Source organism: Tropicimonas sediminicola, assembly GCF_900188335.1.
Lineage (GTDB): Bacteria > Pseudomonadota > Alphaproteobacteria > Rhodobacterales > Rhodobacteraceae > Tropicimonas > Tropicimonas sediminicola.
The window spans coordinates 182911-198916 of record NZ_FZOY01000007.1 but is presented as its reverse complement, the minus strand read 5'-3'; the positions used below and the strand labels follow the sequence as shown (position 1 = coordinate 198916).

At 67.9% G+C, this 16006-nt stretch carries 15 protein-coding genes; 6 read left to right on the top strand and 9 right to left on the bottom strand.

What is annotated here, in order from left to right:
• Positions 1 to 7: 7 nt before the first annotated feature.
• The 5 genes from CHB86_RS17635 to CHB86_RS17615 all read right to left on the bottom strand — a co-directional run bounded on the left by CHB86_RS17635 (position 8) and on the right by CHB86_RS17615 (position 7277).
• The gene (locus tag CHB86_RS17635; protein ID WP_089234401.1) at positions 8 to 1081 is read right to left on the bottom strand and encodes an efflux RND transporter periplasmic adaptor subunit; all 1074 of its coding nucleotides are present in this window, start codon (positions 1079 to 1081) and stop codon (positions 8 to 10) included.
• The gene (locus CHB86_RS17630) at positions 1078 to 1566 is read right to left on the bottom strand and encodes a MarR family winged helix-turn-helix transcriptional regulator (protein WP_245838102.1); all 489 of its coding nucleotides are present in this window, start codon (positions 1564 to 1566) and stop codon (positions 1078 to 1080) included. Before CHB86_RS17630 ends, CHB86_RS17635 begins: the two co-directional genes overlap by 4 nt.
• A 218-nt stretch (positions 1567 to 1784) precedes the next feature.
• Positions 1785 to 3335, bottom strand: coding sequence for a murein biosynthesis integral membrane protein MurJ (gene murJ / locus CHB86_RS17625; protein ID WP_089234400.1), 1551 nt, complete (start codon positions 3333 to 3335; stop codon positions 1785 to 1787).
• Positions 3332 to 6148 (bottom strand): [protein-PII] uridylyltransferase, encoded by a 2817-nt coding sequence (locus CHB86_RS17620; RefSeq protein ID WP_089234399.1) that lies wholly within the window; start codon positions 6146 to 6148, stop codon positions 3332 to 3334. Before CHB86_RS17620 ends, murJ begins: the two co-directional genes overlap by 4 nt.
• Positions 6108 to 7277, bottom strand: a complete 1170-nt coding sequence (locus tag CHB86_RS17615; protein ID WP_089234398.1) for a penicillin-binding protein activator — start codon at positions 7275 to 7277, stop codon at positions 6108 to 6110. The genes CHB86_RS17620 and CHB86_RS17615 overlap by 41 nt, the downstream gene beginning before the upstream one ends.
• A gap of 94 nt (positions 7278 to 7371) precedes the next feature.
• On the opposite strand from CHB86_RS17615, the gene rsmI reads away from it, so the two are divergent.
• The 4 genes from rsmI to CHB86_RS17595 all read left to right on the top strand — a co-directional run bounded on the left by rsmI (position 7372) and on the right by CHB86_RS17595 (position 10509).
• Positions 7372 to 8265, top strand: a complete 894-nt coding sequence (gene rsmI, locus CHB86_RS17610; protein WP_089234397.1) for a 16S rRNA (cytidine(1402)-2'-O)-methyltransferase — start codon at positions 7372 to 7374, stop codon at positions 8263 to 8265.
• Positions 8262 to 8615 carry a YraN family protein gene (locus CHB86_RS17605; protein WP_089234396.1) on the top strand — a complete coding sequence of 118 codons (354 nt, stop codon included), beginning with the start codon at positions 8262 to 8264 and terminating at the stop codon, positions 8613 to 8615. Before rsmI ends, CHB86_RS17605 begins: the two co-directional genes overlap by 4 nt.
• Positions 8616 to 8680: 65 nt before the next feature.
• Positions 8681 to 9625 carry a glutathione synthase gene (gene gshB / locus CHB86_RS17600; RefSeq protein WP_089234395.1) on the top strand — a complete coding sequence of 315 codons (945 nt, stop codon included), beginning with the start codon at positions 8681 to 8683 and terminating at the stop codon, positions 9623 to 9625.
• Positions 9622 to 10509: an alpha/beta hydrolase fold domain-containing protein gene (locus CHB86_RS17595; protein WP_089234394.1), complete on the top strand. Its 888-nt coding sequence runs from the start codon at positions 9622 to 9624 to the stop codon at positions 10507 to 10509. Before gshB ends, CHB86_RS17595 begins: the two co-directional genes overlap by 4 nt.
• A 22-nt stretch (positions 10510 to 10531) precedes the next feature.
• Here CHB86_RS17595 and CHB86_RS17590 read toward each other — a convergent pair whose 3' ends face one another.
• The 4 genes from CHB86_RS17590 to cobU form a co-directional block, all read right to left on the bottom strand.
• Positions 10532 to 12046: a YifB family Mg chelatase-like AAA ATPase gene (locus tag CHB86_RS17590; RefSeq protein ID WP_089234393.1), complete on the bottom strand. Its 1515-nt coding sequence runs from the start codon at positions 12044 to 12046 to the stop codon at positions 10532 to 10534.
• Between the two features lie 48 nt (positions 12047 to 12094).
• The gene (locus tag CHB86_RS17585) at positions 12095 to 12970 is read right to left on the bottom strand and encodes a glutathione S-transferase (RefSeq protein ID WP_089234392.1); all 876 of its coding nucleotides are present in this window, start codon (positions 12968 to 12970) and stop codon (positions 12095 to 12097) included.
• A gap of 118 nt (positions 12971 to 13088) precedes the next feature.
• Entirely contained in the window at positions 13089 to 13661 is a 573-nt protein-coding gene (locus CHB86_RS17580) for a histidine phosphatase family protein (RefSeq protein ID WP_089234391.1), read from the bottom strand.
• Positions 13655 to 14188, bottom strand: coding sequence for a bifunctional adenosylcobinamide kinase/adenosylcobinamide-phosphate guanylyltransferase (gene cobU / locus CHB86_RS17575; protein ID WP_089234390.1), 534 nt, complete (start codon positions 14186 to 14188; stop codon positions 13655 to 13657). The genes CHB86_RS17580 and cobU overlap by 7 nt, the downstream gene beginning before the upstream one ends.
• A gap of 100 nt (positions 14189 to 14288) precedes the next feature.
• On the opposite strand from cobU, the gene CHB86_RS17570 reads away from it, so the two are divergent.
• Complete coding sequence (locus CHB86_RS17570; protein ID WP_089234389.1) at positions 14289 to 15167, top strand: RNA polymerase factor sigma-32; 879 nt, start codon at positions 14289 to 14291, stop codon at positions 15165 to 15167.
• Positions 15164 to 15982 (top strand): ChaN family lipoprotein, encoded by an 819-nt coding sequence (locus CHB86_RS17565; RefSeq protein WP_089234388.1) that lies wholly within the window; start codon positions 15164 to 15166, stop codon positions 15980 to 15982. Before CHB86_RS17570 ends, CHB86_RS17565 begins: the two co-directional genes overlap by 4 nt.
• Positions 15983 to 16006: the final 24 nt, after the last annotated feature.

The window sequence follows — 16006 nt, the reverse complement described above, 5'->3', positions numbered from 1 at the left end:
AGCGTCCTCAGTTCCCGAAGCCCGCGAAGCGGCGAACCTGCATGCCGTCGTTCAGCTCGTTCACGCCGGCCACAGCGATTTCCTCGCCCGGAGTCAGGCCGGAGACGACCCGGACCTCGCCGTCGTCGGTGGGCTCGACGGTGACCATGGCCTTGGTCAGCGAGCCCTCGGCGGCGCCGGTCGGGCGGAAAACGTAGACGTAGGTGCTGCCATCCGTGTCGATCGCGATGGCCGAGGCCGGCACGATGATGCCGCCGTCGTCCTGTGCGAGGGTCGCGGTCACTGTGACCGAGGAGCCGGGCAGGACGGACAGCCCCTCGGGGGCCTGCATTCCGAAGGTGGCGCTGTAGGTCTGGCCGATGGCCGAGGTTTCCGCGGTCAGTTCGCGGACCTCCAGCGGGTATTCCGTGGCGGACGATGGGAATTTCGCCAACACGTTGACCTTCTCGGCGAGGCCGGCCTTCTGGACCAGCACCTCCGGAAGATCGACTTCCACCCGGATCTCGGACATGTCGTGCAGCCGCACGACCGGCGTGCCGGCGGAGATCGTGGTGAAGTTCTCGACGCTCCGCGAGGCCACCAGCGCATCGAACGGTGCCAGCAAGGTCGCATCCTCGAGCGCGATCTCGGCATTCTCCAGCGCGATCTCCGCGAGGCCGGCGGATGTCACCGCGTCGTCGATGGCGACCTGGCCGACCGTGCTGCCCTTGAGCTTCTCGAGGCGGTCGACCGTCCGGTCCGCCTGCTCCTTCTGCAGCCTGGCCTGCTCCAGGGCGAGCTCGAAGGGGCGCAGGTCGAGCTGCGCGACCAGCGCGCCTTGCTCGATCCGGGTGCCTTCGATCACGGGGAAATCCTGGATCTGGCCGGCCACCTGGAAGGCGAGGTCCACCGTCTTGCGGGCAACGACCTTGCCGAAGAACTGCCGCGTGAGTGTCGCTTCAGCTTCCTCGACCAGCATGAGCTTGACGGGTTTGAGCGCCATCTCCGCAGGCGTTTCCTCCTGCGTGGTGCTTTGCGCGATTGCGGCCAGCCCGATGCAGCCGGCGACCGCGGCGCCGATGACGAGTTTCTTGGTAATCATAGTGTCAATCCCTTGGGGAATCCGGATTTGAGGACGTGTTCGGTCACGGAATCGAAGAAGCCTGCAACCTGCTCGATCTCGCTGGTCGACAGCCCGGAGATCTCCCGGAACTTCGACACGGCGACCTCGATCAGGTTTCTGCGGGCGGAGATGCCGGCCTCGGTGAGGCGGAGCTGCCAGGCGCGCCGGTCGTCGGGGTCGCGTTCCCGTTCCAGCAGGCCCTTGGCTTCGAGCGCATCGGCGACGGCGGTGACGGTCGAGGGTTGGGTGTTGAGCGTCTCGGCGATCTGGCCCATGCGTCGCGGAACGCCGAGGTTCATCAGCATGTGCCGCTCCGACTTGGTCAGCGGCACTTCGGTCCTGAACTCTTCCATCTGTTCCTCGAGCGCACGCGCAAGCACCAGGGTGCCGAACATGATGCGCAGCTCCTGGGGAATCAGGTTCAGGTCGTCGCCGAAGATGCAGTCTGCTGTCACGCCAGTCATGAGGCCTCCGTAACCGTTCGAACGCCAGATAGTTCGAAAAATGAAATATCTAAAGTAAAAAATATTTTATGTGCGAAATTTGCGGATCTGCTATGCGTTTTCGGAATGGAGCGCGGTCGCAAAGGATGCTTCGCCGCGCACGCAGGTGCGCGGCCACGCCCAACGGGCGGCGGGACATCTTCGATGTGGCGACGACGGGCGGGAGGGCCCGCTCCGCCTCAGGCGGAGTGGTTGCGACGCATCGCGCGGCGGATCTCGGTGAGCTGCGTTGCCCCGACCAACTGCGCGGCGCCGAAGTAGCTCACGATCCCCACGCCCACCAGCACCAGCAGCGCCGCGTAGCGCACCCCGGACTGGTAGAGCGCATCGCCCAGGGCCCATTCGGTCGCGAGAAGGCAGGCGGCCATCACGCCGCAGGCTACCAGGACGCGCCAGCTGCGCCGTTTCAGGCGGTCATCCAGCATCACGGCCTCGCCCATCCGCCGCGATCCGCGCCACAGCAGAAGCACCATCGCCCAGGCCGCGAGGGTGGTCGCCCAGGCGGCGGCGTAGAAGCCGAAGAAGTAGGAACCGCCGATGGCAATGACCGCGTTCAGCACCATCGCGACGAGCGCGTAGTTGAACGGCGTCCGCGTGTCGTGACGCGCGAAGTAGAGCGGCTGGAACACTTTCTGAAGCACGAATGCGGGCAGGCCGAGCCCGTAGATCGCTGTGACCAGCGCCGTGCGCGCCGCGGCCTCCGCCCCGAAGGCGCCGCGCTGGTAGAGCACCGAGACGATCGGCTCCGCGATGACCACCAGCGCAACCGCGGCGGGCAGGGTCAGGAGCAGCGCGAACTCGGTTGCGCGGTTCAGAGCGGCGCGGCCGCCCACTGTGTCGTCGGCGGCGAGGCGCCGCGAGAGGTCGGGCAGCAGCACCACGCCGATGGCGATGGCCACCACACCCAGCGGCAATTGGTAGAGCCGGTCGGCGAGGTTGAGATACTGGATCGCGCCGTCGAAATAGCTGGCGACCTGCCGGCCGACCAGCAGGTTCACCTGCACCACGCCGCCGGCGAGCATCGCCGGGGCGGCGATCCGCGCCAGCCGTTTCATGTCCGGTGTCAGCCGCGGCCGCGAGAGCGTCAGCCGGAACCCGGCCCGGGCGGCCGACCACCAGACCAGCCCGAGCTGCGCCACGCCCGCGACCGGCACGGCCCAGACGAGAAAGGTGCCGAAATCGCCACCAGTCGCCTCGGCCAGCAGCATCGAGGTGACGAGGATCACGTTCAGCAGAACCGGCGCCGCGGCGGCCGCAACAAAGCGGCCCGTCGCGTTCAGCACGCCCGAGAGCAACGCCGCGAGCGAGATGAACAGGATGTAGGGAAAGGCGATGCGGCCGAAATGCACCGCCATGCCGAAGCGTTCGTCGCCGGCAAAGCCCGAGGCCATGGCCAGCACGAGCCAGGGCATCACCGCCTGCGCCAGCAGCGAGAACAGGATCAGCACCGAGGCGAGGCCATTGAACGCGTCCTGGGCAAAGCCCTTCGGGTCCTCGTCGCGCTCCAGCTTTTTGGAGAACATCGGCACGAAGGCCATGTTGAACGCGCCCTCGGCGAAGAAGCGGCGGAACATGTTTGGAAGGCTGAAGGCGATCAGGAAGGCCTCCGCCACAGGCCCGTCCCCCAGCTTGGCCGCGATGACGATATCGCGCACGAATCCAAGGATCCGCGACATCAGGGTCCAGACCCCGACCGTCAGGAATCCCGCCATCAGGCGGATTGGTTTCATTCGGTTCTGGCCCTTTCAGCCCCGCGCTCGATGGCCTGGATCAGCTTTTTCTCGAGAGCGCTGCGCTTGCTCTCGGAGTGGATCTTCAGGCCGAACATGTCCTTCACGTAGAAGGTGTCCACTACCTGAGCGCCATAGGTCGCGATCACGGCCGACGCAATATAGATATTCGCGTTGGCGAGGGTGCGGGTCAGATCGTAGAGCAGGCCGGGCCGGTCGCGGGTGTCGACCTCGATGATCGTGTAGATGTCGGAACCTTCGTTGTCGAAATGGATCGACGTGGGGAAGCGGAACTCGCGCTCGCGCCGTTTCTGCTTGTCGCGCTTGCTGAGGGCCTGGCCGGTGATGATCTCGCCCTTGAGGCTCTTGTGGATCGTCGCCCGAAGGCGCGGCAGGCGGTCGGCCTCATAGGGCGCGCCGTCGCCGTCCTGGATCCAGAAGATCGCGGTCGCGTAGCCGTCCTTGGTCGTATAGGTCCGTGCGTCCACCACGTTGGCGCCCACCAGTGCCAGCGCCCCGGCCAGCCGCGAGAAGATGCCGGGGTGATCGGCCAGCGCGAAACAGGCCCGCGTGGCGTCCCGCCCGGGGTCCTGGGTCAGGTCGATCCGGATCTCGTCGTTCGGGATGCCCTTCAGGAGGCGGGCGAAGATCTGGTGGGTCTCGTTCTGCAGGCCCTGCCAGTAGGGCGGGTAATGCCGCTCGATCTCGGCTTCGATCTCTTCGGGCGTCCAGTCCTGCAACGAGTCGCGCAGGGCGGCGTGGGCCTCCTCGGCGATGTTGTCCCGGTTGATCTCTTCCAGCCCGTTTTCCAGTGCGTCGGCGGTCTGGCGATGGAGCGAGCGCAGAAGCTGCGCCTTCCAGTTGTTCCAGACGTCCGGCCCGACGCCGCGGATGTCGCAGACCGTCAGGACGGTGAGCAGGTCGAGCCGCTTGCGGGTTTTCACCGCCTTGGCGAAGTCGCGCACCGTGCGCGGATCGGAGATGTCGCGCTTCTGCGCCATGTCCGACATCACGAGGTGGGAGCGCACCAGCCACTCGACCGTGGAGACCTCCTCCTCGTCGAGGCCCAGGCGCTGACAGACCGGGCGGGCGATACGGGCGCCGAGGATCGAATGGTCCTCCACCCGGCCCTTGCCGATGTCGTGCAGGAAGACCGCGAGGTAGAGAACGCGGCGGTTCACGCCCTTTTCGAGGATGCGCGAGGCGACGGGCAGCTCCTCGATCAGCTCGCGATGCTCGATCTGCGCAAGGACGCGGATGCACTGGATCGTGTGCTCGTCGACCGTGTAGGCGTGGTAGAAGTTGAACTGCATCATCGCCACGATCGGCTCGAACTCCGGCACGAAGGCGGCAAGGACGCCGAGTTCGTTCATGCGCCGGAGCGCCCGCTCGGGGTTGCCGTGGTCGAGCATGAGGCGAAGGAAGATCCGCGCCGCCTCCGGATTGCGGCGCATGTCGGCGTCGATCAGGTTCAGGTTGGCCGAGACCAGCCGCATGGCGTTGGGATGGATCAGCGTGTCGGTCCGCAGCGCCTCGTCGAAGAGCCGCAGGATGTTGAGCTTGTCGGAGAGGAACGCCTCCTCGTCGACGATCGCCAGCCGCCCGTTCTCCATCTCGAAGCCTTCGCGGACCTTCTTGCGGCGGCGGAAAAGCTTGGCGAGCTTGGGCGCCCGCTTCACATGGGCGGTCTCCAGCGCGGTCAGGAAGATTCGCGTCAGCTCGCCTACCTGCGTGGCATGGCGGAAGTAATCCTGCATGAAATGCTCGACCGCCCGGCGCCCGGAATGGTCGGTGTAACCGAGCCGTTCGGCCACCGGCACCTGCACGTCGAAGGTCAGCTGGTCCACCGGACGGTCGGTCAGCAGATGCAGATGCGCACGGCAGGCCCAGAGAAAGGACTCGGCCTGTTCGAAGGCCCAGTATTCCTCTGGCGTGAACACACCGAGGCCCACGAGTTCCTCGATGCTCTGCACCCGGTTGACGTATTTCGCGATCCAGAACAGGGATTGCAGGTCGCGCAGGCCGCCCTTGCCCTCCTTGATGTTGGGCTCCAGCATGTAGCGCTGCCCGCCCTGCTTGCGGTGACGCTCGGCCCGCTCGGCCAGCTTGGCCTCGATGTAATCCTTGCTCGATCCCTTGAAGAGCTCGTTCCAGAGCCGGTCCGCGAGGGTTTCGGTCAGGGCCGCGTCGCCCTCGAGGTGGCGCATCTCTAGCAGCGAGGTCCGGATCGTGAAATCCTCGCGACCGAGCTTCAGGCAGTCGCGGATGGTGCGGGTGGCGTGGCCGACCTTCAGGCGCAGGTCCCACAGGATGTAGAGCATCTCCTCGACGATATGCTCCACCTCCGGCGTGACCGAATCCTCGCAGAGGAACAGCAGATCGACGTCCGAGTGGGGGGCCATTTCGCCGCGGCCATAGCCGCCGACGGCGACGAGTGACATGCGTTGGGACGCGCGCTTGGCGGGCGTGTCCGACAGCAGGGTCGAGGCCGTCCAGTAGGCGCTCCGGATGATGCAGTCCGTCAGCCAGGCATAGGAATGCACCAGCGGGCGCGCCGCGCGCGGCGACGCCTCGAACGCCTTTTCGATGGCGTCCCGGCCGTTGGAAAGCGCCTCGGCAAGGATCGTGGTGGCACGGGCGCGGCGGCCCGTGCCCTCCTTGCCTTCGACCGCCTCGGCGAGGCGGTCGGGCAGGCCGGCGGCATCGAAGATCGTGTCGGGCGCGCAGATCAGGTCGCGCGGCGCGGCCGGTGCAACGAAGGCGGGCGTCGGCTCAGAAGCCGAAGCCGCCGAAGCTTCTTGGGGCAGGGTCAATGACGATTACCTGGTTGTTCTGGATCTGGCCGACGGCGAGGCCACGCTGGTTGGTGCCGTTGTCCATCAGCCGGAAGATGCCGTTGACGCCGACGAAGCCGGAGCCCTGGGTGAGCGCCGAGCGGGTCAGCGCATCGGATTGCCCACGGCCGACGAGCGCGCCCACGGCGGCGATGCCATCGTAGGACAGGCCGGCCAGCGGGTGCGGCTGGCTGCCGTAGGCGGAGACGTAACGGTCGCGGAAGCTGGCGTTGAGCTGCGGATCGGGCAGGGCCATCCACGCGCCTTGCAGGCCGGGCTGGGAGAGCGCCTCGGCGGGCACGTCGAGCCGGGTCAGGCCGATGAACTGGTGGTTAGGCGCGCCGATGCCGTTCTCCGGCAGGAGCTGTGCGAGGAAGCTCATCGCCCCGTCGTTGTCGGAGGTGAAGAAGATCGCGTTCGCCCCGGAGGCCTGCACTTGCTGGCTGATCTCGGGCACCGCCGCGACGATCCCCTGCTGCGAGAAGTCGAAGGAGGCATTGCCCGCGAGCCGTGCCCGGCTGCTGTTGACCGCCCGCAGGATCGCATCCCGGCCAACTTCCTCGGCAGTGGTCCGGGCGTTCACGACGAAGATGTCGCCCTTGCCGCGGGAAGCGGCGAAACTGGCCAGCCGCGAGGCGGTGTTGTCGAAGGTGTTGCCGAGCACGAACACGTTGCCGCCGGCGATCGCGGCGTTGTTCGAGAAGGACAGGACGTTGATGTTCTGGCTGGCGACGGCGAGGCCCGCGGCATTCGCGGCCTCGGAATAGAGCGGGCCGAGGATGATCTTGGCGCCCTCGTCGGCGGCGCGGCTGGCGGCGGTGGAGGCGCCGGCGGCGTTGCCGCCCGTGGTGTAGACCCGCAGGTCGATCTGCACGTTGCCGAGATCGGCGATGGCCATGCGGGCCGCGTTCTCGAGGCTGCGCGAAACCAGCGCGTCGCCGCCCGCCCCGCCGGGAACCAGGAGCGCCACGGCGACCGGCGCGCCCGCGTCGATACGGGGGCCGCCGCCGGCGGTCGGTACGGTGTCACAGGCGGCCAGGAAGGCGGCAGCAACGAGGGCCAGGCCGCGGGTCGCGATCGCTCGGGGCATTCTCAATGCAGAAAACATGGACTAAATCTCGCTCTTCGTGGTCTGGGCTGGTATCGGGCATTTGCGGCCCCCGGAACGGGGCCGACCGTAAGCCGTGGAGGGTCGCAAGTAAATGTCTCACACAGAACAGGCACCGGTGTTTCGCGTGGAGACCTTGCCGGCGGGCTTCCATTTCGTTGCGACGCCGATCGGAACGGCCCGCGACATCACCCTGCGCGGCCTCGACATTCTCGCCTCCGCGGACGTGATCGCGGCGGAGGATACCCGCACCGCGCGCCACCTGATGGAGCTGCACGGCATTCCGCTCGGCGGGCGGCCGATGGTGGCCTATCACGACCACAACGGCGCCAGCCAACGGCCGCGCCTGCTTCGGATGGCGCAGGAGGGGCGCTCCATCGCCTATGTCTCCGAAGCCGGAACGCCGCTCGTCGCCGACCCCGGCTACCAGCTCGGACGCGCTGCGATCGAGGCAGGGGTCTTGGTGACCTGCGCACCGGGCCCTTCGGCCGTCCTCGCGGCGCTCACCCTGTCCGGCCTCCCGAGCGACCGGTTCCTGTTCGCCGGTTTCCCGCCTGCCGCCGCAGGGGCGCGCCGCAGCTGGCTCGACGGACTCGCGGGTAGCGACGCCACGCTGGTTCTGTTCGAGTCGCCCAAGCGCATTAGCCGATTGTTAGGGGAACTGATCCAGAGTTTCGGCGGGGATCGCGAGGCAGCGGTCTGCCGGGAACTGACCAAGCGATTCGAGGAGGTCGAGCGCGGAACCTTGGCGGACCTCTCGGAGAGGTTGTCGGAGCGGTCCCTGAAGGGTGAGATCGTTCTGGTGATCGACCGGGCGCAGCACCGGGAGGCGGCGCCGGAAGACGTCGAGGCCGCGCTGCGCGAGGCGCTCGGCAGGCTGACGGTGAAGGAAGCATCGTCGGAAGTGGCCGGTGTCTATGGTCTGAAACGGCGGGACGTCTACCAGATGGCCTTGCAGATGAAGCAGGAAGGAAAGGACGAGGGATGAGCGGTTCGGTGTCCTACCATGCCGGGCTCGCGGCGGAGGACATCGTCGAGCGCCATTACGCTGGAACCGGTCTTCCAGTGGTCGAACGGCGCTGGCGTGGGCGCGGCGGGGAAATCGACCTGATCGTCCGCGATGGCGATGGCCTGATCTTCGTCGAGGTCAAGAAGGCGCGGGATTTCGCACGCGCCGTGGAGCGGGTCACACCGCGCCAGATGGAGCGGATCGTGGCGTCCGCATCCGAATACATCGGCCGGATGCCGAACGGACAACTCACCGAGATGCGGTTCGACGTTGCGTTGGTCGATGGCCGCGGCGGGCTCCGCGTGCTGGAGAATGCCTTCGGCGCCTGACGCGGGCGGTTGCCTCCTCCGGGCACATCGGCGATGAAGTCGCAAAGCTTACGGGAGCGCCAGCAATGCCACTGCGAATTGCCTTTCAGATGGACCCGGTGACCGGGGTCAATATCGACGCGGACAGCACGTTCCGGCTGGCCGAGGAAGCCCAGGCTCGCGGTCACGAGATGTTCTTCTACACCCCCGAGCGGCTGACCTGGCAGGACGGCCGCGTCATGGCGCGGGCGCAGGCGATGACGGTGCGGCGGGTCCAGGGCGATCACGTGACGCTCGGCCCCGAGGTGCAGCTCGACCTCGGTGAGATGGATGTCGTCTGGCTCCGGCAGGACCCGCCGTTCGACATGGGCTACATCACGACCACGCACATCCTCGAGTGGCTGTCGCCGAAGGTTCTCGTGGCCAACGACCCGTTCTGGGTCCGCAACTGCCCCGAGAAACTGCTCGTCCTGCAGTTCCCCGACCTGATCCCGCCGACGATGATCGCGCGCGACCTGCAGGACCTGCGGCGCTTCAAGAAGGAACATGGCGATATCATCCTCAAGCCGCTCTACGGCAACGGCGGCGCCGGCGTGTTCCGGCTCGACCCGAACGACCGCAACCTCGCCTCGCTGCACGAGCTCTTCGAGTCGCTGAGCAGCGAGCCCCTCATCGCCCAGAAGTTCATCCCCGACGTCAGCAACGGCGACAAGCGGGTCATTCTGGTGGACGGCGAGCCGGTTGGGGCGATCAACCGGGTGCCCGCGGAGGGCGAGACGCGGTCGAACATGCATGTCGGCGGGCGGCCCGAGAAGGTCGCGCTGACCGAGCGCGACCGGGAAATCTGCGCGGCCATCGGTCCGCTGTTGCGGGAGCGCGGCCAGATCTTCGTGGGCATCGACGTGATCGGCGACTACCTGACCGAGATCAACGTGACCTCTCCCACCGGGATTCAGGAGCTCGAGCGTTTCGACGGGATCAACGTCGCGGAGAAGATCTGGCAGGCGATCGAGGCGCGGCGGGCGGTGTGAGCCGGCGGCTCCGGCTCCTGAACGCGGTGCTGCGCCGGGTGGTCAAGCCCCGGCTCGCCGCGACCTCCTCGATCGCCGAGGCACGGCGCGACCTCGACCGGATGGCGGCGCGTTTCCTGCGCCGCCCGCCCTACCTGCTGCATCAGAGATCGGCAGGCGAGCCCGTCCTCCACTGGGTCAGCTCCGGACCGGTGTCGCAGGCGCGTGTGATCCTCTACTTCCACGGCGGCGCCTATATCGCGGGCCGACCGGAGAACTTCCTGAGCATCATGGGGCGTCTGTCTCGAGTGACGGGCCTTCCCATCGCGGCGCCGGCCTACAGGCTGGCGCCCGAGCATCCCGCGCCCGCCGCATTCGACGACGCCTGCCGCGCGCATGAGCGCCTTCTGGAGCTCGGCTACGCGTCGGACCGGATCATTCTGGGCGGCGACAGCGCCGGCGGGGGGCTGGCGCTTGCGCTGCTGGCCCGGCTCTGCGCGCAAGGGCAGCGGCCCGCGGCCGTTTTCGCCTTTTCGCCCTGGGTCGACCTCGGACTCTCCGGCGCCAGTATCGTCGAGAACGCGGCGCGCGATCCGTTCCTTCCGTCGGCCCGATTGCGGCGCGCCAGCGAACTGGCGCTGGGCGATTTGCCGGCGGACGATCCGCGGGTCTCGCCGCTCTTCGCGCGCTACGACGCGCCGCCGCCGGTTCAGTTGCACGTCGGCACGACGGAGATGCTGAGGGACGACAGCCGGCGCATGGCAGCGCATCTTCGGGATGCCGGGGGCATGGTCGAGCTGAACGAATGGGAGGACGTGCCGCATATCTGGCCGATCTTCGACGGCTACATCCCCGAGGCGCGCGAATGCATCGGTTCGGTGGCGCGGTTCATCGAGCAGCACTGATCCGGGACGCGGCTGCGGGGCGCTATCCCGCAAGCGCGCTGCTGAGCCGGAAGGAAACGGCTTCGGCGACATGGGGCCGGCGCACCTCTGCGCTTCCATCGAGGTCGGCAATGGTGCGTGCGACACGCAGAACCCGGTGGTAGCCGCGCGCGGTCAGGCCGAAACGGTCCGAGACCTTCTGCAGGAGCGCGCGGCCCTCGGAATCGGGGCGTGCGGATTGCTCCAGCAGGCCGCCTTCGGCGTCGGCATTGACGCGCACGCCGGAGGCTTCTGCATACCTTTCCGTCTGGACGTCGCGGGCGCGAGATACCCGGGCTGCGATCTCTGCCGATCCTTCCCCGGCCTCCGGGAGGTCTAGGTCCGAAAAGGCGACGGGCGGCACCTCGATGCGCAGGTCGAACCGGTCGAGCAGCGGCCCGGAGATCCGGCCGAGGTAATCCTCGCCGCAGGCGGGCGCGCGGGCGCAGGCGCGGCCCGGTTCGGCAAGATGGCCGCAGCGGCAGGGATTTGCCGCGGCGACCAGCAGGAAGCGGCACGGGTAGCGCACATGGGCATTGGCGCGGGCGACCACGACCTCGCCGGTCTCGATCGGCTGGCGCAGGGTCTCGAGCACCTGTCGCGGGAACTCCGGCAGTTCGTCGAGAAACAGGACGCCGTTGTGGGCGAGCGAGATCTCCCCCGGTTTCGCTCCGCGGCCGCCGCCGACGATGGCCGGGACCGAGGCGGTGTGATGCGGCTCCCGGAACGGCCGGTCGCGGGAAATGCCACCTTCGTCCAGCAGGCCGGTCAGCGAGTGGATCATCGAGGTTTCCAGCGCCTCGGCCGGCGAGAGCGGCGGCAGGATTCCGGGCATCCGTGCCGCGAGCATCGACTTGCCGGCGCCCGGCGCGCCGACGAGCAGAACGTGGTGGCGGCCGGCCGCGGCGATCTCCAGCGCCCTCTTGGCGCGCTCCTGGCCCTTCACGTCGCGAAAGTCGCGCAGGTTGCCGGTGGCGATGACCTCTCCGGCGCTGGCCGGGGCGAGGGGCGTCTGGCCGGTGAAGTGGCGCACGGCGGCGGTGAGGGAGGCCGGTGCAATGACCTGCACGGCATCGACCCAGGCCGCTTCGGGGCCACAGGACGCCGGGCAGAGCAGGCTGCGGCCGTCCTCCGCGGCGGTCATCGCGGCGGGCAGCGCGCCGATGACCGATACCAGGTCGCCATCCAGAGAAAGCTCTCCAAGGGCTACGGTCTGTTCGACGAGGTCGGCCGGGACGATCTCCAGCGCCGCGAGCAACGCCATCGCGATCGGCAGGTCGAAATGCGATCCTTCCTTGGGCAGATCCGCGGGCGAGAGATTGACGGTGATCCGCTTGGAGGGCAGGGCGATAGCCATCGCGCCGAGCGCCGCCCGCACACGCTCTCGGGCCTCGCTCACCGCCTTGTCCGGCAGGCCAACGATGGAAAAGGCCGGGATGCCGGGGCTGATTGCGCATTGTACCTCGACGGGCCGTGCGTCCACACCCTCGAAGGCCACCGTATGCGCCCGCGCAACCATTCACCGCCTCGCTTCGACAAAGTCGGCCGAGGATGCGGGCAGGATGGTTTACATAGTCTTAATGAGAGGGGCCAGCTGCGGCCAAGCCGCCGGATCGGCGACGGATTTGTCGCGGCAGAACGGGTTGCAGAAGCCGATGACACGGCCGGCGATCTCGGCGTAGTCGGTTACCGGATCGCCGGAATAGGGGCAGGTCTCGTTAATCGACGGCCCCGCATCGACCGCCCGCGCCGGGATCGGTTCCGGTCCGGGCCAGTCGGCCAGCGGGTAGTCGCGGTCGTACCAGGGCAGGTCGGTGCCCTCCGCGATCCCCATCGCCCGCCAACGCCGGAACGCGGGGTCGGCCAGATGGGCCGCGACATAGGCCTGGCCGGCCTCGGAGACCGGCAGGCCATAGCCCGCGATCCGCGCCGCAACCGGAGCGAAGAACGCGTCGGCGATCGAATAATCTCCGCAGAGCCACGGGCCTTTGGGGCGGAGGCTCGTGCGGGCGTGGTCCCAGATCTGTTCGATCCGGTCGAGATCGGCCTGCAGGTCCCCGCGCACCGGCGCTTCGGAATAGGCGGCCTGCAGGTTCATCGGGCACTGGCTGCGCAGTGCGGTGAACCCGCTGTGCATCTCGGCGGCGAGACAGCGGGCGATGGCGCGGGCGGTGGGGTCGGAGGGCCAGTGGCCGGCCTCGGGGTGACGGCTTGCCAGTTCCTCGGCGATCGCGAGCGAATCCCAGAGGATCGTCCCGTCGGTCATGCGCAGGGTCGGCACGGTGCGGGCCGGCGGAACGGCTTCCAGTTGCTCCGCGACGCCGGCTTCGAGGAAGTCCACCTTGCGGACCTTACAGGTCAAACCGAACCGCTCGAAGAGCAGCCAGCCACGTAGCGACCAAGAGGAATAGGCCCGGCTCCCGATGAACAACTCATACGTCACGATGCACCTCCGCGGGGCGATCCCGCGCTGACTGAACGCCCCTTGGCGTAAAGAAGATCACCGCTCCGGTCCATGCCAATCTGAGGCCAATCGTCCCGGGCGGCGGATGCGCGCCGGGTCAGGGGTGGTGGTTGACCAGATCGACGGACCAGCCCTGGCCGTTCCAGACGAGGCAGGTGACGGACAGCGCGTCGATCTCCTGGGCGAGCGCCTCGGTCGGGGTGCAGCCGCGTGCGCGCTGGACCTGGGTCAGGATGGTGCCGAAATGGGCGACGGCGATGATGTCCCCCGCCTCCCCGGTGAGCCAGTCCACGACCTTGCCGACCCTGTGCGACAGGTCGTTCCAGCTTTCGCCGCCGGGCGGGTGCACGTCGCCCGGGCTCTCCCAGTAGCGGCGCACCAGGCGCGGATCCTCGGCCTGCACATCGTCGAAACTGCGCGCTTCCCAGGCGCCGAAGTTGATCTCCCGCAGCCCGGCCTCGTTGGGCAACCGCGCGCGGTCCCGCTGGAGGCGGTCGGCGGTGGTGATGGCGCGGGTGAGATCCGAAGAGATCACCGTGGCCTCCGCCGGCAGGAAGTCCGCCAGCCGGTCCAGCCGGTCGGTGTCGGAGAGGTCGGCGGGGACGTCCGTCCAGCCGTTCATGTCGCGCCGTCCCGTCGGGCCGTGGCGCACCCACCACCACCTTACCATGTGGCGGTCTCCGGAAGCGTTCCCTTGAGCACGAGCGGCAGCCCGGCCATCACCGCGACCACCCGGTCGGCACGCTCCGCGATCTGCCGGTTGAGCCGGCCCTGCAGGTCCCGGAACCGGCGCGACAGGGCGTTGTCCGGCACGATCCCCTGGCCGACCTCGTTCGAGACGACGACTACGGGCACATTGCAGGTGTCGAGCGCGTCGAGCAGCGTCGGGATCTCCTCCTCCAGCGGCGCATCCGCGAGCAGGCGGTTGCTCAGCCACATGGTGACGCAGTCGAGCAGGGCGACATGGCCGTCAGGCAGGCTGGAGAGCGCCTCGGTCAGCATCTGCGGCGCTTCGATTGTCTGCCAGCCGCCGCCGCGATCGCTGCGGTGCCGGGCGATCTTGGCTTCCATCTCCGGATCGAAAGCCTGCGCGGTGGCAATGTAGACCTTGGGCCGGTCCATCGTGTCCACCAGGCGCTCGGCCCAGTCCGACTTGCCGGAGCTCGCGCCCCCCAGAACCAGGGTCAGTCCCGTCATCTCCGGCCGCTCCGTTTTATTTTGATCCGACTTCCGACGCCTTCCGTAACAGAACACAAGAGAGATGAGAACGCCTGCGAAGCATGACGGAGGGGAGACCATGCCACTCGATCAAACCCGGGATATGACGTTGTCCCGCCGCGCGATGTCGGCGGAACTTCTGGACGCCGAGACCGAACTGGATCTCGCTCGCGCATGGCGGGACAGGCGAGACACCGAGGCACTTCACCGTCTGGTCACTGCCTACATGAGGCTGGCGATCTCCATGGCGTCAAAGTATCGCCGCTACGGCGCGCCCATGAACGACCTGATCCAGGAAGCCTCGCTCGGTCTGATGAAGGCGGCCGACAAGTTCGACCCGGACAGGGGCGTGCGTTTCTCGACCTACGCTGTGTGGTGGATCAAGGCCTCGATCCAGGACCACGTCCTGCGGAACTGGTCGCTGGTGCGGACCGGTTCGACCTCCAGCCAGAAAGCGCTTTTCTTCAACCTGCGCCGGGTTCAAGCGCGGCTCGAGCGCGAGGCGGAGGCAGAGGGCGCGCCGCTCGACGGCCACCAGCTCCGTCAGCAGATCGCCACAGAGATCGGTGTGCCGCTGAAGGACGTCGAGATGATGCAGGGCCGGCTGTCGGGAGGTGATTTCTCGCTAAACGCCACGCAATCCTCGGATGACGAGGGGCGGGAGTGGGTCGAGACGCTTGAAGACGACGGGCCGTGCGCCGCAGACCTTGTCGAAGTCGATCGGGATCAGGAAACGCTGCGCGGGTGGCTCCAGGCCGCGTTGCAGGATCTTCCGGAACGCGAGCGGTTCATCGTGATCGAGCGCAAGCTCCGGGACGAGCCGCGGACGCTGGAATCGCTCGGTGTCGAGCTTGGGCTTTCCAAGGAGCGTGTCCGCCAGCTGGAGGCCGCGGCCTTCGCAAAGATGCGCAAGACGCTGGAGGGCAACAGCCCGGAGGTGTATCAGTTGCTGGCATGAAGCTGCCGCTGATCCCCTTGTGTTTCACCCTGCTCGCCTCACAGGCTTTTGCTGCCGACGTCGGGAGCGTAAAGCTGTTCGATCCTGGCGGCGCCCCGGTGGTGATCCTCGGCGAGGTGCACGACAACCCGGCGCATCACGCCAACCAGGCTGAGGTGGTCGCGTCCATCCAGCCCGCCGCGCTCGTGTTCGAGATGTTCACCCCTGAACAAGCCGCGACTGCCAACGGCATGACGCGCGAGGACGGCGCGGCGCTGGCCGAGGCCTTGGCCTGGTCGGAGACGGGCTGGCCCGATTTCTCGCTCTACCACCCGATCCTGCTGGCGGCTCCGGAGGCGCGCATCTATGGCGCAGCGGTAGCGCGGGAAGAACTGATGGAGGCGATGGGCAGCAGCGCCGCGGAGGTCTTTGGCGACGAGGCCGTGCGCTATGGGCTCGGCCCGTTGCCCGAGGCGGAGCAGGCCGAGCGCGAGGCGATGCAGATGGAGGCCCATTGCAACGCCCTTCCCGAGGAGATGCTCGGCGGAATGGTCGAGGCGCAGCGCCTGCGCGACGCCCGTTTCAGCGAGACGACGCTTGTGGCACTGGAGGAAACCGGCGGACCGGTGGCCGTGATCACCGGCAATGGCCATGCCCGGCGGGACTGGGGCATGCCGGCCTACCTTGCCGCCGCCGCGCCGGAACTGCGTGTCGTGACACTCGGCCAGTTCGAGGCACCGTTCGACGCGGCATCGGGCGAGGTTCCGCATGATGCCTGGCTGGTGACCGAGCCGGCTGAGCGCGAGGACCCCTGCGCGGTGTTCCGCAAGGGGTGAGCTGGCCGCCGCTGCTTGCCAGCC

Excerpts from the sequence above, each read along its gene's own strand:
- CHB86_RS17635 (WP_089234401.1), bottom strand. The coding sequence starts at position 1,081 with ATGATTACCAAGAAACTCGTCATCGGCGCCGCGGTCGCCGGCTGCATC.
- CHB86_RS17630 (WP_245838102.1), bottom strand. The coding sequence starts at position 1,566 with ATGACTGGCGTGACAGCAGACTGCATCTTCGGCGACGACCTGAACCTG.
- murJ (WP_089234400.1), bottom strand. The coding sequence starts at position 3,335 with ATGAAACCAATCCGCCTGATGGCGGGATTCCTGACGGTCGGGGTCTGG.
- CHB86_RS17615 (WP_089234398.1), bottom strand. The coding sequence starts at position 7,277 with ATGTTTTCTGCATTGAGAATGCCCCGAGCGATCGCGACCCGCGGCCTG.
- rsmI (WP_089234397.1), top strand. The coding sequence starts at position 7,372 with ATGTCTCACACAGAACAGGCACCGGTGTTTCGCGTGGAGACCTTGCCG.
- CHB86_RS17605 (WP_089234396.1), top strand. The coding sequence starts at position 8,262 with ATGAGCGGTTCGGTGTCCTACCATGCCGGGCTCGCGGCGGAGGACATC.
- gshB (WP_089234395.1), top strand. The coding sequence starts at position 8,681 with ATGCCACTGCGAATTGCCTTTCAGATGGACCCGGTGACCGGGGTCAAT.
- CHB86_RS17590 (WP_089234393.1), bottom strand. The coding sequence starts at position 12,046 with ATGGTTGCGCGGGCGCATACGGTGGCCTTCGAGGGTGTGGACGCACGG.
- CHB86_RS17580 (WP_089234391.1), bottom strand. The coding sequence starts at position 13,661 with ATGGTAAGGTGGTGGTGGGTGCGCCACGGCCCGACGGGACGGCGCGAC.
- cobU (WP_089234390.1), bottom strand. The coding sequence starts at position 14,188 with ATGACGGGACTGACCCTGGTTCTGGGGGGCGCGAGCTCCGGCAAGTCG.
- CHB86_RS17570 (WP_089234389.1), top strand. The coding sequence starts at position 14,289 with ATGCCACTCGATCAAACCCGGGATATGACGTTGTCCCGCCGCGCGATG.
- CHB86_RS17565 (WP_089234388.1), top strand. The coding sequence starts at position 15,164 with ATGAAGCTGCCGCTGATCCCCTTGTGTTTCACCCTGCTCGCCTCACAG.